Consider the following 15,881-nt stretch of genomic DNA (forward strand, 5'->3'; position numbering starts at 1 on the left):
ACCTGGTCAAACCACCAATGTGATGATGTGACGCACCAGCCAAAAAAGTAGGGTGTGTCACACTGAATCATTACCTGGTCAAACCACCAATGTGATGACGTGACGCACCAGCCAAAAAAGTAGGGTGCGTCACACTGAATCATTACCTGGTCAAACCACCAATGTGATGATGTGACGCACCAGCCAAAAAAGTAGGGTGCGTCACACCGGATCATTACCTGGTCAAACCACCAATGTGATGATGTGACGCACCGACTCAGGACAAATTTTACTAATAGTAAATTAAAGCAGATGAAAGCCATTGTCATGAGCAAAGTTGGAAAACCCGAGGTTTTGCAACTCCAAGAAGTCCCCGACCCCCAAATCAAAACAGCCACCCAAGTTTTAGTCCGACTCAAAGCAGCCGGAGTTAATCCTATTGATACCAAACTCCGCAGTCGGGGCACATTTTATCCTGACCAAATGCCCGCTATTTTAGGCTGTGATGGTGCGGGGGTAGTTGAAGCTGTCGGTAGCGAAGTTGAAGATTTTGCCGTTGGTGATGAAGTCTATTTTTGTGATGGCGGACTCGGCGCACAGACCGGAAATTATGCCGAGTTAACAGTGGTAGAAGAAAAATTTATCACCCGGAAACCTATTTCCCTTGGCTTTGCTGAGGCTGCCGCCGCACCTTTAGTATTAATTACTGCTTGGGAGGCTTTATACGATCGCGGCAGGTTACAACCCGGACAGCAGGTGCTAATTCATGCTGGGGCTGGAGGTGTTGGTCATGTCGCTATTCAACTAGCTAAACTGCAAGGGGCAGAAGTAGCCACTACCGTTAGTTCAACCGAAAATGCCGCTTTTGTTCAGGAGTTAGGGGCTGATTTAGTCATTAATTATAAACAGGAAGATTTTGTCCAGGCTATTCTGCATTGGACTCAAGGTGAAGGCGTAGATTTAGCCTTTGATACAGTCGGGAAAGAAACATTTTTTCAAACTGTTTACACAGTCCGCAATTATGGAGATATTGTCACTTTATTAGAGCCTGATTTTAGCATAGGTAATCTCAAAGATGCCCGAACTAAAAATCTGCGGATTTCTTTGGAATTGATGTTAACTCCCATGCTGCAAAATCGCGAGGATGACCAGTTAGACCAAACTAAGATTTTACAGCAGTGTGCCAGGTTAATTGATGAGAATAAGTTGAATATTTGCCTTAACCAAACTTTTCCCCTGGCGGAAGCGGCGGCTTCTCATCAGTTATTGGAAGCTGGGGGAATGAAGGGGAAACTAGCCTTAGTTATCAATGATAAAGATGATGATGATAATGCTGAAGGTTAGTGGGTTTTGATGAGGCTAATTAAAATTGCCCTGTGTGTTCTGCTGTTGACTGTTTTTATGCTGTGTTCATCCCTATCTGTTCTTCAGGCGGCAAATGGTCAACCAGAACCCACTTTATTGACCTTAGAATTGCTTCAGGAAAGGTTAAATAATCCTAGCAATATTGAGGGAGTCGCCGTCATTAATTTACAGCATTTAATTATTGATATACGCCCCGAAAATGCTGAGTTTAGGAATCAGTTTTATCGACTATTACAAACTACACTTAATCAGTCAACTAAACCTCTGGGATTAGATTTGAGTTATTCTCAAATTCAAGGAGATTTTAATGGGGGTAACTTGGGGGTGAAAGTTCCCCTAATTGAAGAAACTATTAAATCTGTATTTTCCCAGGAAGAAGTCGAGCAAATCAAATCCAAATCAGTCAATTTATCGATTTTTAAATCTCCTCAATCTTCGTCAACTTCTTTGCCTAAATTAACCGTATGGCGGGGACGATTGAAATTAGAAGAAACACAATTTCAGGGAAAAGTTGATTTTCACAATACGTTTTTTCTCAAAGGGGTTGATAGTCGTTCTGCTAATTTTCAGAAAACTGCTAATTGGTCTGATTGTCGGTTTAGTTTGTTGGCGAATTTTGGCGGTGCTAGTTTTCGAGAATCTGTGAATTTTCAACGTAGCTATTTTATCACATCTGCACAATTTAAGCAAGCCGATTTTGAAGGATTAACTGACTTCCAAGGCAGTCATTTTCAGGGGGGTAACTTTTCCAAAGTACGATTTCATGGGGCGGCGGATTTTGACAAAACGGTTTGGGATGAAAGCACAGATTTTAGTGAGTCTTGGTGGTCGGATAGGGGGAGTTTTACTAAGTCTATATTTAATGCCTCGGTGAGTTTTAATCAGTCTCGATTTTCCGGTTCTATGGATTTTAGAGATACTCGCTTTAGTGAAAACTTGAATCTCCGAGAAGCCAGTATTGAGGGATTAATGGATTTTAGTGATGTGGGTTTTAATAAGGGTAAAATGTTGAATATTGACCATTTTATGTTTGACTCTAAATCTGCTCAAATCATGGGAGATCCCGGAATAATTGGTCAATTTATAACTGTTCCAACTCTTCAGGGGAATGAGAATTTACTGCGAAAGTTGATTAGAAATTTTCGGGAACAAGAACAAATTGTTGATGCTAATTATATCGAGTTTTTGCGGGCTAAATTACGATTAAATACTTTGTGGGGACGGATTTTTGGGGTGAATATTAACACCGCTTCCGCTTCCCGGTTGGTGGCTATTGGTTTTGAACCAAAACAGGCGGAAACTATTGTCCGAGTTAGGGAAGAACAACCTTTTCGGAATTTGGTGGAAATTCTCAGGCTGGAAGATATTAATTTAGCGACTTATATTAAGGTATATAATCGAGCGATCGCTAATAGTAAAGAAGCGACTATAGCTGATAACTATAGTAGTTGTTGGCAGCGTTTTTTGAGGATAACTCATCTCAAATATGGGGTCGAAAAACTGTTAACTATCCAACAATGGTTACAGTTGGAAATTTTGCTATTGTTAACTGGATATGGGACGAATTTCCCCCTGATTTTTGGGGTGGGAATAGTGGCGATCGCCTATTTTGGCTTATTGTTTTGGCTGGTAGATAGGGTCAGACGCTGGCGACCATCTCCCATTCTTCCCACCGCTTTAGAAACTACTTGGATGTTGGGAAGTTATGCTATATTTACGGCGATCGGTTTATTAGAAATTTTCTCCGCTTCTACTCAACCAGGACTTACCCTCCTCTGTTTAGGTGTGTTTCTCCTTCCTATTCCGGGTCTAATTTTAGGCATTATTTATCGGCGCGGACGCTATCATAATTTATTGAATACCTCCTATTTGACAGAAGATGGTAGCCTGCGACAGTTACGATTAATGATTGGTCGTCTTCCCATAATGCCGCGTTATCCTCTCTTCCGTGAAAGGTATTTACCGATTTTATGGGATCGGCGTTGGAATTGGTTAAATTACTATGATTTCAGTTTGAATAATTTGCTCAAATTTGGCTTTAATGACCTGCGAATGCGTGATGAATTTATCCCCGGTTTAGTCACCACTTTAGTTTGGTATCAGTGGAGTTTAGGAGTCCTCTATTTGATTCTGCTATTATGGACCCTTTCTCGCACCATCCCCGGGTTAAACCTATTAATTTATTTAAAATAATTATCTGCTAGGGGGGGTTATACTCTCAGTGATTAATTCAGTGATTAATTCCGTTAACCTGACTAAACCACCCCCTAATTAGGTCAGACTAAGCAACTATTTAACTGCTGCTTAATTTCCTCGCTATTGAGATGACGACCAATAAAAACCACCTGGTTTTTAGATTTTCTCAAAGTTTCCCCTAGTTGAATATCATACCGGGGACCGCTGAGTTGAAAAATATAGGGTATTTCACTCTCGCTAAACCAGAGAATCCCTTTAGCCCGAAATACTCCAGTTGGCATTTTTTCAGTTAAAAATTGCTCGAATTTCTTGACATCAAAAGGGCGATCGCTTTCAAATGCAATAGACACAAAACCATCATTTGCTAAATGATCGGAATGGTGATGATGATGATGGTGGTCGTGGTCGTGGTCGTGGTCGTGGTCGTGGTCGTGGTCGTGGTCGTGGTCGTGGTCTTGATACTCTTCAGTAGGCGTTAAACCCACATCCAAAATTAACGGTAATGGAACCCTACCATATTCACTTCTAATAATTCTTGCACCCCGTTTAACGGTGCTAATATAAGCCTCCAATTCTTGCAGCTTCTCAGCAGTCGCCAAGTCAGTTTTATTCAGGATAATCATATCACTGTAGGAGATTTGTTTTAAAGCCGCTTCACTGTCAAAGTGATCTGGCGTAAAACTTTCCGAGTCCACCACACCAATCACAGAATCCAGGTTAGTTAAATCTCTTAATTCCGTACCTAAAAACGTTAAAATAATCGGCAGAGGGTCAGCCACCCCTGTAGTTTCAATCACCATATAATCAATGCGATCGCTTCTTTCCAGAACCCGATAAACCGCATCAACTAACCCCTCGTTAATCGTGCAACAAATGCACCCATTGCTCAACTCCACCATATCATCATCAGTGGAGACAAGCAACTGCGAATCAATATTAATATCCCCAAATTCATTAACCAAAACCGCAATTTTCAAATTATGCTTATTTTCCAGAATTTGATTAAGTAAAGTCGTTTTACCACTCCCCAAAAAACCCGTAATAATTGTCACAGGCATTCCCCGCTTAGGTAAATCTGGAATCAAAGCCGATGATGATTGTGTTGCTCCGGTCATAATCTCCAATTACTCCTATTAAATACCCAACTAAATTATATAGTAATTCCCTGATTAATCATAGTCAACTTTGCAAAATTTAACCTGATTAGAATAAGGATTATATAAAGTATAGGTAGCCGTACCCCAATCGCGACCAACCGCCCCCACTCCGATAACTTTTTTATTTTTCAATTCCACAGTTTGGGAAGGTTGTTGTTCATCCAAAGTTAGAACCGTAGAAGCCACCGAACCCGTCGTCAATTCATACTCAAAAACCTGACCAGACCGCCCACAAAACAACTGATTTGCGCCAACCCTTTGCAAGCGATCCAACATTTTCCAAGCCGGGGTATCAACCGTCAGTTCATCACTCACCCCTACACTACTTCCATGAATTAACAAACAGTCCAATTCTAAAAACCCAAAATTCTGTTCTCGCAGCCATTCAACCGTTTTCCGAGAAACCGATTTCCACAATAACTTAACCGTATCTCCCCCATATTTGTTCAGCAATTCATCACCCTGTACATTAGTCCCCAAACCATACAAATTAAAACACTGTTCCTCCCACCACCCCAGACAAACTTGGGGTTGAATTTCTCCCAACTCATCGGAATTTCTGACCATCTCAACCAGCAATTCACTGTTAGGATTAGGACCCACCAAATCCCCCAAAATATAAAACTGTTCAATCTCAACTTGGCGTTTAATGATATCCTTAACAACTGCTTGATAAGCCACCAAATTTCCTTCAATACCGCTTAAAATAGCCCACATTTCTAGTTAACCATAACTTAAAAGTAAAATAAGGTGTTGAGTTAGGCGCAAACCCAACCCAACTATTGCGATCGCCAAATGGCGAGGATAAAATCCCCAAAAACTAGCTAAAATTCGGGGTATGGCGAATCAAAGACATAAATTCCTGGCGAGTTTTCGCATCCTCAGAAAACACCCCCCGCACCGCACTGGTAGAAGTCCAAGAACCCACCTTTTGTACACCGCGCATGACCATACACATATGGCTTGCTTCCACAACAACAGCCACCCCTTTCGGCTTGAGTAAACCCTGTAAAGCATCCGCAATTTGAGCAGTCAATCTTTCTTGAACCTGTAGCCTTCTACCATACATTTCACAGATACGAGCCACCTTAGATAATCCGATAACTTTACCATCAGGAATATAAGCCACATGAGCGCGACCTAAGATAGGCAAAATATGGTGTTCACAAGAACTAAAGATATCGATATCTCGCACCAAAACCATCTCATCAGTATTCTCATGAAATACCGCACCATTTAGCAGTTCATCCAGAGACTGATGATAACCAGAGGTCAAAAACTTTAAGGCTTTAACCACCCGTTTAGGGGTATCTTTCAAACCTTCCCGGTCGGGATTTTCTCCCAGCCCTAGCAGCAAAGTCCGCACAGCTTGACGCATTTCTTCCTCAGAAACTACAGGTGCTGCTTCGGTGCTAAAATTTGGTAAATTGCCATTAAGACTGGTCGGAATTTCCTTAGCTAAAGTCATGTTTTGGAGTGAAAGTAAACTACAATTGGCAGGCTTAATCTACCCGGACAATTGGGCAAAATAATAATTTTATTATAACATATATTTGCCCAAGTTGCCAGGTTTTTGGAAACTTATTTAACGTTGACAAACATGGGTGGGGTCATCAGCTTTTTCGGCATATTCCAACCCCTGAGATAAACGCCAAGCAAAAATAGGCGGTAAACCCTTCTCAATAATAGCGGCACAAGTTTTGCGATAATCATACTCAACCTCTCGGAGAGTAACCTCTTGGGTATCGGTATCATAAATCACATAGGTAGCATTAGGGCGACCGTGGCGAGGTTCCCCGACAGAACCCACATTAATAACCCGTTTTAAGGGAGTCTGAAAACTGCAATCCTGTTGATTCTCACCCCCACTTATATGGCGGATTTTAACCTGTAGTTGACCCGCTTCTAGCTGTCGGATATAGGGAACATGGGTATGTCCACAAAAAAGCACATCAGCATCAGTAGACAAAACTCTTTCTAACACGGTAAAAGCATCCATATTGGGCATCAAATACTCATGGTTGCTATGGGGAGACCCATGAACAAAACAGAGATTATCCTTCTTCAAACTCAAAGGTAATTGAGCCAAAAATTCCCTGGTTTCTGGGTAGACATTGTTATTAGTCCACTCATGAGCCAAGCGCCCCCTTTGTTCAGCTAATAGGGATGGATAACTGCATTCACAAGCATTTAATCCCTCCACAATATCCTCATCCCAACATCCTTGAACGGTGGGAATATCTAAGGAGCGAATTTGCTCAACTACCCCATGAGGAAAAGGACCATAACCGACCAAATCTCCCAAACAATAAATTTGTTCAGCTTTTTGTTTATCGATATCTAACAAAACTGTATCCAAGGCTTCATAATTACCATGAATACAAGACATGACGGCAATTTTCATACTAAAACCTCCGGTTCCCTAGCTAATGACTCTTGCATTTGTTGCTGATAATAGTGAATATGAGATTCTGGTAAACAGCAATCTTTGAGAGTTTGTGATATCCCCTGTTTATCTAAGCCTTGACCGATAATTTCAAAGCCACTAAATCGGTCAGGTCTCCCGGAAGTGTGGATAGGTAAATCAAGGGCGACAAACTCCCGATTGGCTGTACCAAAGACAAAATCTCCATAAATTGACTCACCGCTAACAATATCAAAAATTCCTTTAGCCCTAATTACCTGACCGTATGCTCCATGAATGAGTTCAAACCAAAACACGGTCAAACTCGCCCAATCGATAATTTCGCCGGATAGTAACCCTTGATGAATTTGCACATCATCAGATATACTCTGCCACAATTCTTGGCTGGGGGCTACATCTGAATTACGGTCAATTATTTGGTCTGACCAATGCTCAAACTCGGAATTTTTCAGGGATTTAGACAGGACAGCAATCCGTTGACAATCGAGGTTATTTAACAAGGGTTCAAAGTTGGATAGTTCCCAATAACAAGGCAATTCAATATAAACATTAACCCCGGATTCAATTAAAGTTAATAGTTCGGTTTCTTGACCACGAGATAGGATGTGCAGATTCGGAAATTCTGTGGCTAAACAGGTTTGATCAATGCACACCCCATTAATCTCTGGGGTGAAATAGCACTGTGGTTGGGGGTTTTGGGCTATCTGTTCTCGAATCCAGTAGGTTTTCCCAGCACCGGGGGGACCTGCGATCGCAAAAATCATGGGATAACAATAATGATAATCATTATCATAGTAACATAACACAGGATTCGAGAAAATTCCCAAAAATATGTTCGATCGCCCTTTACCGAGTTTCATTGACCTAGCGATTGTGGGCTCCGGTCCCCAAGCCCTGACGTTAGTTACCCATATATTGCAGAAACGCCAAAAATTCAGAAATCGATTTATCGTCTTAGACCCCAGCGGGACTTGGTTAGAACAATGGCGACATCAATTTAGGGCCCAGGAAATCCCCCATTTGCGATCGCCAGCAGTTCATCACCCCGACCCCGACCCCTATAGCCTCAGACGATTTGCTGAGAATAGGTCCATGGAATTGTTCCCCCCCTACGACCTACCAGGAACCCAGCTATTTGAGGATTTCTGTGGTGAGGTAGTGAAAAAATGGGAGTTAACAGACCGGGTATATCCGGGAAAAGTCAGCCAAGTGCTACCCATTCAATGGTCCCAAAAGCCCAGATTTCAGATAGTTTTAACTGATGGTAGTTCCTTAATTGCGCGCCGGGTAGTATTAGCAACGGGGGCGGCGGTTCCCAATATTCCCCAGTGGGTAGAAGAAATCAGGACCCCCTATCCTCCCAGTAGCCTTTGTCATTCTCAACAGCTTGATTTGCGGTTAATTAAGGCTCTGTCTGGAGAAGATATTGTAATAGTGGGAGGGGGTTTAACCAGCGCTCATTTGGCTATGGGGGCGCTCAAACGAGGCGCTATGGTGACATTAGTAGTGCGGCGACAGTTGCGCGAGAGGTTATTTGATGCGGAACCGGGTTGGTTAGGGCCAAAATACCTCAAGGATTTTGAAGCCGAGGACTGTTGGTATAGTCGTTGGGAAATGATTAAACAGGCTCGTGATGGGGGTTCGGTGACTCCGGCGCTGATGTTACAGTTAAGACGGGCGGCGCGTCAGGGTAAATTGAGGATTTTAGAAAATACTGAGATTCTCGGCGCGCTTTGGGAGGATGAACAGTGGCGAGTGAGGCTTAATGGGGAAGTTTCACTAATGTTTAATCGGATTTGGTTGGGTACGGGAACTCAATTTAATGCACACCAAGATAATTTACTGGCTGATGTGCTACGAATTTATCCCACGGAGATAATTAATGGTTTACCTGTCCTAGATAGTAATTTGCGGCTTCCTGGGTCTCAATGCTTTGTGATGGGGGGATTAGCGGCTTTGATTTTGGGTCCGGTGGCTCGGAATTTATCGGGGGGAAGAATGGCTGGCGATCGCCTAGTTAAAGCTATTATTAAGCCTAGTCTGACTACCGGGTTTCCGGAGGGGTTGAGAAATGGGGTTTCTTAACCAGATGTCCGGGAGGATGCCGATATTTTCACAGAAACCGGGTTTCTCAGAGGGCCACTCATCGGCACAGTAGCGCCATATCTTTGAGTGGTCAAAATGCGCTAGGATAGCGGGGAAAAACCATGCTTAATTGATTATGGATAACCACGGTTGCATCACCAAGTCTAAATCATATTCTAGCGGTTATCGACCTGTTAACCTTCTCCGAAGGTCGATGCTGGGTCTCCCTTGTGCGATCGCCTTATTATTAACGGGAGTGACCGTAGCCTCTGCTGAGAGTCTCACCAATCGAGAAACTCAAATAGTCGCCCGCGCCACCCCTACTCAAAATCCAACCTCACCAGTTTTAAGGCGTGGTAGCCGAGGTCAGGACGTAGCCGAATTACAGATTAGACTCCGAGAATTGGGATATTTTAATAATCCTAATTTAGGCAATTTTGGTCCGATAACTCAACAAGCAGTTAGACAATTTCAAAGCGATCGCGGATTAAGACCCGATGGCATTGTCGGACAAGAAACTCGCCAGGCTTTAGCCCTAATTCCACCCTCCCCAAAAACCCCAGAAGTCCCTACTACTCCCCCTCCTCAACCCACAGCAACTCAGCCGCCGCCCCCAGCCGCCAAACCCCCAGCCGCCAAACCCCCAGCCGCCAAACCCCCAGCCGCCAAACCCCCAGCCGCCAAACCCCCAGCTATCAACATCAACTATAATTTACCAAAAGGCTTTCAGACAGCGATCGCCCTCTTAAAAAATCCCAGTTTTGTCGAAGCACCCCCCCGCGACCCATCTGGAAAAATGAGCCATGTTAAAACCATTACAGGCCCCATTGCACCCAAATCAATTGTGCATTCAGGTCAAGGCTTATTTTTTGCCCAAAATATGATGTATCGCCACACAATAACCGTCTATGACCGCAACTTTGATTTAGTCAAGACTATTCCCGACAGCATCAAATTCTCAGATTTTGGCTTCTCGAAATTCACCGGAAATCATAGAGGTTCCCCCGTAGAAGCCTCCTTTTCTCCTGATGGAAAATACGCCTACGTTGCCAATTATCAAATGTATGGTTCCGGCTTTTCTCGTCCCGGTAATGATAGATGTTCTCCAGCCGGGAGACATGATGATAGTTTTATGTACAAAATCAATACCGAAACCCTCAACATAGAACAAGTAATTCAAGTCGGACCCGTGCCGAAATTTAATACAGTTACTCCTGATGGTCGTTTCGTATTAGTTAGCAATTGGTGTGGTTGGGATTTAAGTATTGTTGATACCCAAATCGACCAGGAAATTAAACGGCTCAAAATAGGTCGTTATCCGCGAGGAATTGCCGTTGATTCTAACTCAGAATTTGCTTATGTAGCCGTCATGGGTTCCACACAAATCGCCAAAATTAACCTGAATGATTTTTCCCTCACCTGGCTTAATAATGTAGGACGTTCCCCTCGACATTTGAATATAGATCCTCAAGGTAAATTCCTATACACTACCCTTAATGGTGAGGGGACTGTGGCAAAAATTAACCTAGAAACGGGTAAAGTCATCCGCCGAATTAGCACAGGAAGCGCTCCCCGCAGTATGGCAATTTCTGATGATGGTCAATTTTTGTATGTGGTTAATTATCACTCTAATAGCATGAGTAAAGTCCGCACAGAAGATATGAGGGTCATTCATACTGTCCGCACTAACCATCGACCCATTGGTGTGACTTACGACCCCCACAAGCGACAGGTTTGGGTAGCTTGCTATTCTGGCAGTGTTATGGTATTCCAAGATTAATATAAGATTCGGATTCAGTTAACTTACCCATGATTAACCTAGCTGTCTAGTTTTTCTGGGTAAGTTTTTATTAATCGTTTTGTGGTGTAAGGAGATTATGAACAAATTTAATAAATTCCATTTGATGTTGATGCAAAAATCTGGCACCCTAATTATAGCATCGATTTCTATGGTGGTTTTGACTTTAACTGCGATTCGATTTGCGGTCGCTGACTCGGGTTCTGAGATTTTCAAATTAGGCGATCGCATAGATTTTCTACAGCAGAAATTAAGCAATCATAACTCATTAGATAACTCTGAATATGAGGAAACCATCGCTTTTTTACCTCCAGAACCCGGTCAATTTGAAATCATTAAGACTATCAAAAGTGATAATTTAACCCCCAAGTCGGTTGTTTATGCCGACCCCGGACTGTTTTTCGTACAAAATATGATGTATGAACATTCAATTGCTGTTTATAATCGTCAATTCCAACAGGTTAAAAAAATTGATGATCAGGTAAATTTGTCTAAGTTTGGTCATCGAGATTTTCCCGCCGAAAAATATAAAGGTTCTCCGGTAGAAGCCGCCGTTTCTAAAGATGGAAAATTTGCTTATATCTCCAATTATCGGATGTATGGTCCTGAGTTTAATAATCCCGGTTATGATACCTGTTTACCATCAGAACAATTCGACCCTAGTTTTATCTATGGGATTAATACCGAGAATTTCACCATTGAAAAAGCGATTAAAGTAGGTTCAGTTCCCAAATTTATCGCGGTTTCTCCTAATGGTAAATATGTGTTAGTAACTAACTGGTGTTCAGGAGATGTTAGCGTTATTGATACCGACACTAATCAAGAAATACAAAGGATATTTGTAGGCAGATTCCCCCGTGGTATTGCCATCTCTCCTAATTCTCAAACTGCTTATATAGCCGTGATGGGAACTTCCGATATCGCCAAAATCGACCTACAGGACTACTCAGTAAATTGGATGTATAACGTAGGTTTATATCCTCGCCACCTGGTTTTAGATTCCACCGGAAAATATTTATATGTTACCCTGAATGGTGATGATCATGTCGCCAAAATTGATACAGAAACCGGGGAAATTATCAGGAAAATTTTTACAGGTGCAGCCCCTCGTAGTATGGTCTTATCAGATGATGATCAATTCCTGTATGTAGTCAACTATTACTCCCACACCGTCAGTAAAGTTCAAGCTGAGGATATGGAAATTCTGGATACCATCACCGTAGGCTTGAACCCCATAGGAATTACTTACGACCCCAAAACTCGACAGGTGTGGGTAGCTTGCTATACGGGGAGTTTAGTAGTTATTCAAGATTAACAGATAAAGATTTCGGGAATTGGCGGTTTATCTCTTGTAGTCATCAGGTGTTGTCAGCCAGGACTAAATTATGGAAGTCTGGACCGTCATCCCCAAAATGGCGATCGCCCTTGGGGTGGCAACCGTTTCTATGGTCTCAGAAATACAGTTTCGCGGGACAGTTTCATCCCCTACACAAGTTGGGGCGGAATATATTGTCTTTGAAACTTACCAAAATAATCATGTCCGGGGTTTAGTTTATATTCAAAACTCCGATATTGGTTCATGTTTTGAAGGAGTTTTTAATTCCCAGCAAACCCAAATCCAACAAATCACCTATACTTACCCGGTCATTGTCAACAACCATGATGAAGGTTGGGAGACTAATGTATCGGATGAAGCCCTAAATTTAAGCACCTTTTCCCACTCCTTTAATTCCTCAGAAATCAATGAAAATGTGCAAGCATGGTTTAATGAATGCTTAGAGGTCATCTCAAATCCCCTTGAATAGTGATTCATGATTACTTTCTCTCTCCCGTCAGTTAAACGGCCGTTACCCCCTGCTAATTAGGAGACAATCAACTTTCTAAGTTGCCGCTGATATACCCTCAAAAAAAGAGTGAGATTGAATCATCAACCTCACTCTAATTTAGCTGTTAATTGTCCGAGTAAGTTTCCCTATATCTTAAGGTAAACTTAACTGATATTTTACACAGAGAAGGCATCCCCATCATCGATAATGTCATCGACAATGTCATCGATATCATCAATGTCATCGATGCTACTGATGCCAGAGAAAGCATTAATCTCATTGATGGCTTGGAAGTTATAAACATCCAAGAATGTCACCTGATTAATAGACCGAACTCCAGCAAACTCAATCAAAGCCGTAGAGTTTTCTTCCAGGTAAATCTCCATTGCCATTTGCGGATTAGCTTCTAGGAACTCCTCACTGTAGGGGTCAATTCCCGCTTGCAGACCAGCGCCGAACATATACTCTAAGCGCTGAGTAAAGGTAACATCCTCAAAGGATTCGACACCAAAGAACTCAGCCACCTGTTCTTGCACATCTTCCGACTCGAAATATTGCTCAAAGCTGTAGATATCAGAAGTTTCGTTACCTGCTTCCAGCAGTTGGCCGGTCAAAGCATCGAACAGTTCGGAATTATCAATGTTACCATCGCCATCTTGATCAAAATCAGCGAGATTTTCAGCCAAGATATCAGCATATTGAGTCATTGCCCAATTGAGATCGATAGTCGGTGCGGTGCTGAAATTGCCTTGCAAACTAAACTCAAACAGTTGTTGAGAATCAATGCGGAATACATTTTCAATGCGATAGTTCTGAAGAATTTGTTGGCTGGCTTGTTGGCGGAAGAATTCAATATCAACAAATTGGGTGATATCGATGCCAAGTTCCGAGGCAATTCCCAAGTCAAAACTTTGGATAATTGACAGATCCAGGTTGAAAATTTCCTCAACCGGGATACCAAAGAAGTCAGCAAAGACTTGGGGATATTGAGCGGCGATCGCATTATAGTCAATGGCGACAAAATTAAACCCTTGTTCCAAACCTACCGTATAGGCGTGTTCAAGAATTTGTACGCGGGTCAGATTCTCAGCACTCATTCCAAAGGTAGACTCCAAGGAAGCGGCATATTTAGTGCGGTAGAACTCGAAGTCAATTTGGCTCGAAAGACCACCATAGATATAATCCAGCACCAAAGAGCTTTCCAGGGAGGCAACTTCGCTAACATCAATGTTATAGGCTCGCGCGATTTCAACGGCGAACTGTTGTCGTTGAAAATCAACTTCCACAAACTCGGTCGGGTCAATTCCCGATTGCCATCCTTGCCCGAAGGCAAAGTTTAACACCTGTTCAGCAGAAAGGGAACTAACATCAATCACACCAACATCATCACCATCAGCGGTAAAAACAGCTTCTGCAGTTCCGCGCAACTTACTGCTAGCACTGCGACTTCCCCCTGACTGTACACTGGTTAGACGAACTCCAAATTCCTGACCAACAAACTGATCTAGGCTCAATTCTTCGCCATCTGCAGTAATCACAAACACTGTGGATTGAATATCATCCTGACCAATACCAGGAGTGCCGATTTGCACGCCCGCATCAAATTTCAGCGGTGAAATAGAGGTATTTCTTACCCGTTTGACATCACCACTAAAGCTAGAATTGGTGACATCATCCCCAGTTACAGACAGACTATCGAGAAGGCTACTATCTTCGATATCGAAGAAGACACCGTTAATATCGGCGATGGGTTCCACACTGTCAACTGTGACTTGAATGCCTCCTTCCACTTCTTCTAATGTCACCGTTACCTGTGCTTGTTCTCCGGTGAAATTAGACAATTCAACCACTACAGAATTAGGAGCCTGACCTTCTGGGATAGCTGGCACGAGGAAGGCTTGATAGAAATCAGCCAAGGCTTCGGCATTAGCTTGTGCATACCCTTGCCAATCAAAGGCTAGTGTTTGCAGGGTTTCAATTCCCGTAATGGCTTGGAACTCACTGCTGTAGAAAATTTGGATGAGCTGCTGATGGCTGAGGGATTCGGCTTCGCTAAGTTCAATACCCAGAGAATCCAACAACTGTGTTTGTACTTCTGCTGTAAACCCGTTGAATTGAGCATTCAGGAAGTTGATGTTAATCAATGAGAAATCAGTGTTAAACCAGTCAAGAACTGTGCTATCTGCCAGTTCCTGGGATGCGATCGCACTGATGAAAGTCTCACGGAGATAGTCAAAGTTGACAAATCCCTGAATGCTGACTTGTCCACTGAACATGAACCCATGAACTTGTTCTAAGGTCAGCTCTGTGACATCATCCACCTCAAACTGTGCGATTAAGGTTTCTGCATTCGCCTCAATGAATGCCTCGTAGTTGATAGCAGATAGCTCTATAGTCTGCTCTGCTTCCATCAGCAAGGCCTGGAATTCTTGGTTGTAGACCAAATTGATGATTTGAGCATCATTAAGCTCTACAATGGCTTCTACGGACTCCTCAAGGGAGAGGCTCTCATTAACCTGTTCAATGGTAATGGTTGTCTCCGCCAGAAGTTGCTCAACTTGATAGCGAATAAATCCGACATCAGCAGTTAAGAAATTCTCCTCAAAGGCTGCCAAAATCTCAGCATCTGTCAAAGGTTCGATTTCACCGCGTAGGACATCCTCAACGGTAATCGGATTTTCTTCTGTGCTAAATAAAGCAGCGATCGCTTCAGCTTGAGAGGCTCGCAGATAGCTGTAGTTAACTTCAGACTGTACCAGTTCAATCTCGAAATCCTCACCTAGAACCTCTTGGAATTCAACGCTAAACGCCAAAGTCGTGATGTCTTCAGTGGTTAACTCATCCACAGATTCATATTCAGTCTCTAAGATCGTATTGACATCTTCGAGGCTGAAAACAGAAGCCTGGAACAGTTCCCCAACCTGATAGGTGACAAACTCGATATCGATTTCTTCCATTTGGGTAACGGTCTCGACATTGACCATCAACTGTTCGATGTAAGCCAGAACGTCCTCGGCTGCAAACTCTGGACTGTCGTCGGAATCATCATC

11 protein-coding genes are annotated in these 15,881 nt (G+C 42.8%); 6 read left to right on the forward strand and 5 right to left on the reverse strand.

The window, feature by feature from the left end; all coding sequences use genetic code 11:
- Positions 1-291: 291 nt before the first annotated feature.
- Both P5674_RS02720 and P5674_RS02725 read left to right on the forward strand, forming a co-directional pair.
- On the forward strand, positions 292-1,323 hold the full coding sequence (locus P5674_RS02720) for a zinc-dependent alcohol dehydrogenase family protein (RefSeq protein ID WP_014274485.1): 1,032 nt from the start codon (positions 292-294) through the stop codon (positions 1,321-1,323).
- 9 nt (positions 1,324-1,332) lie between these two features.
- Positions 1,333-3,537 carry a pentapeptide repeat-containing protein gene (locus tag P5674_RS02725; protein ID WP_006617286.1) on the forward strand — a complete coding sequence of 735 codons (2,205 nt, stop codon included), beginning with the start codon at positions 1,333-1,335 and terminating at the stop codon, positions 3,535-3,537.
- Positions 3,538-3,620: 83 nt separating this feature from the next.
- Here P5674_RS02725 and P5674_RS02730 read toward each other — a convergent pair whose 3' ends face one another.
- The 5 genes from P5674_RS02730 to P5674_RS02750 all read right to left on the reverse strand — a co-directional run bounded on the left by P5674_RS02730 (position 3,621) and on the right by P5674_RS02750 (position 7,982).
- Entirely contained in the window at positions 3,621-4,655 is a 1,035-nt protein-coding gene (locus tag P5674_RS02730) for a CobW family GTP-binding protein (protein WP_035736279.1), read from the reverse strand.
- 54 nt (positions 4,656-4,709) lie between these two features.
- The gene (locus P5674_RS02735; RefSeq protein ID WP_006617284.1) at positions 4,710-5,414 is read right to left on the reverse strand and encodes a hypothetical protein; all 705 of its coding nucleotides are present in this window, start codon (positions 5,412-5,414) and stop codon (positions 4,710-4,712) included.
- Positions 5,415-5,517: 103 nt separating this feature from the next.
- Complete coding sequence (gene folE / locus P5674_RS02740; protein WP_006617283.1) at positions 5,518-6,165, reverse strand: GTP cyclohydrolase I FolE; 648 nt, start codon at positions 6,163-6,165, stop codon at positions 5,518-5,520.
- 117 nt (positions 6,166-6,282) lie between these two features.
- Positions 6,283-7,101, reverse strand: coding sequence for a metallophosphoesterase family protein (locus P5674_RS02745; protein ID WP_014274483.1), 819 nt, complete (start codon positions 7,099-7,101; stop codon positions 6,283-6,285).
- Positions 7,098-7,982 carry a GTP-binding protein gene (locus P5674_RS02750; protein WP_006617281.1) on the reverse strand — a complete coding sequence of 295 codons (885 nt, stop codon included), beginning with the start codon at positions 7,980-7,982 and terminating at the stop codon, positions 7,098-7,100. The genes P5674_RS02745 and P5674_RS02750 overlap by 4 nt, the downstream gene beginning before the upstream one ends.
- On the opposite strand from P5674_RS02750, the gene P5674_RS02755 reads away from it, so the two are divergent.
- From P5674_RS02755 to P5674_RS02770, 4 genes are all read left to right on the forward strand, one after another.
- Complete coding sequence (locus tag P5674_RS02755) at positions 7,954-9,207, forward strand: FAD/NAD(P)-binding protein (protein ID WP_006617280.1); 1,254 nt, start codon at positions 7,954-7,956, stop codon at positions 9,205-9,207. The two genes, P5674_RS02750 and P5674_RS02755, sit on opposite strands and share 29 nt — an antisense overlap.
- A 214-nt stretch (positions 9,208-9,421) precedes the next feature.
- Complete coding sequence (locus tag P5674_RS02760) at positions 9,422-10,987, forward strand: peptidoglycan-binding protein (RefSeq protein ID WP_315669780.1); 1,566 nt, start codon at positions 9,422-9,424, stop codon at positions 10,985-10,987.
- Between the two features lie 97 nt (positions 10,988-11,084).
- Complete coding sequence (locus P5674_RS02765) at positions 11,085-12,320, forward strand: YncE family protein (RefSeq protein ID WP_014274481.1); 1,236 nt, start codon at positions 11,085-11,087, stop codon at positions 12,318-12,320.
- A gap of 70 nt (positions 12,321-12,390) precedes the next feature.
- Complete coding sequence (locus tag P5674_RS02770; RefSeq protein WP_006617204.1) at positions 12,391-12,810, forward strand: hypothetical protein; 420 nt, start codon at positions 12,391-12,393, stop codon at positions 12,808-12,810.
- Positions 12,811-15,881: the final 3,071 nt, after the last annotated feature.

Source organism: Limnospira sp. PMC 289.06 (assembly GCF_032350395.1).
Lineage (GTDB): Bacteria > Cyanobacteriota > Cyanobacteriia > Cyanobacteriales > Microcoleaceae > Limnospira > Limnospira platensis.

Excerpts from the sequence above, each read along its gene's own strand:
- P5674_RS02720 (WP_014274485.1), top strand. The coding sequence starts at position 292 with ATGAAAGCCATTGTCATGAGCAAAGTTGGAAAACCCGAGGTTTTGCAA.
- P5674_RS02725 (WP_006617286.1), top strand. The coding sequence starts at position 1,333 with ATGAGGCTAATTAAAATTGCCCTGTGTGTTCTGCTGTTGACTGTTTTT.
- P5674_RS02730 (WP_035736279.1), bottom strand. The coding sequence starts at position 4,655 with ATGACCGGAGCAACACAATCATCATCGGCTTTGATTCCAGATTTACCT.
- P5674_RS02735 (WP_006617284.1), bottom strand. The coding sequence starts at position 5,414 with ATGTGGGCTATTTTAAGCGGTATTGAAGGAAATTTGGTGGCTTATCAA.
- folE (WP_006617283.1), bottom strand. The coding sequence starts at position 6,165 with ATGACTTTAGCTAAGGAAATTCCGACCAGTCTTAATGGCAATTTACCA.
- P5674_RS02745 (WP_014274483.1), bottom strand. The coding sequence starts at position 7,101 with ATGAAAATTGCCGTCATGTCTTGTATTCATGGTAATTATGAAGCCTTG.
- P5674_RS02755 (WP_006617280.1), top strand. The coding sequence starts at position 7,954 with ATGTTCGATCGCCCTTTACCGAGTTTCATTGACCTAGCGATTGTGGGC.
- P5674_RS02750 (WP_006617281.1), bottom strand. The coding sequence starts at position 7,982 with ATGAAACTCGGTAAAGGGCGATCGAACATATTTTTGGGAATTTTCTCG.
- P5674_RS02760 (WP_315669780.1), top strand. The coding sequence starts at position 9,422 with ATGCTGGGTCTCCCTTGTGCGATCGCCTTATTATTAACGGGAGTGACC.
- P5674_RS02765 (WP_014274481.1), top strand. The coding sequence starts at position 11,085 with ATGAACAAATTTAATAAATTCCATTTGATGTTGATGCAAAAATCTGGC.
- P5674_RS02770 (WP_006617204.1), top strand. The coding sequence starts at position 12,391 with ATGGAAGTCTGGACCGTCATCCCCAAAATGGCGATCGCCCTTGGGGTG.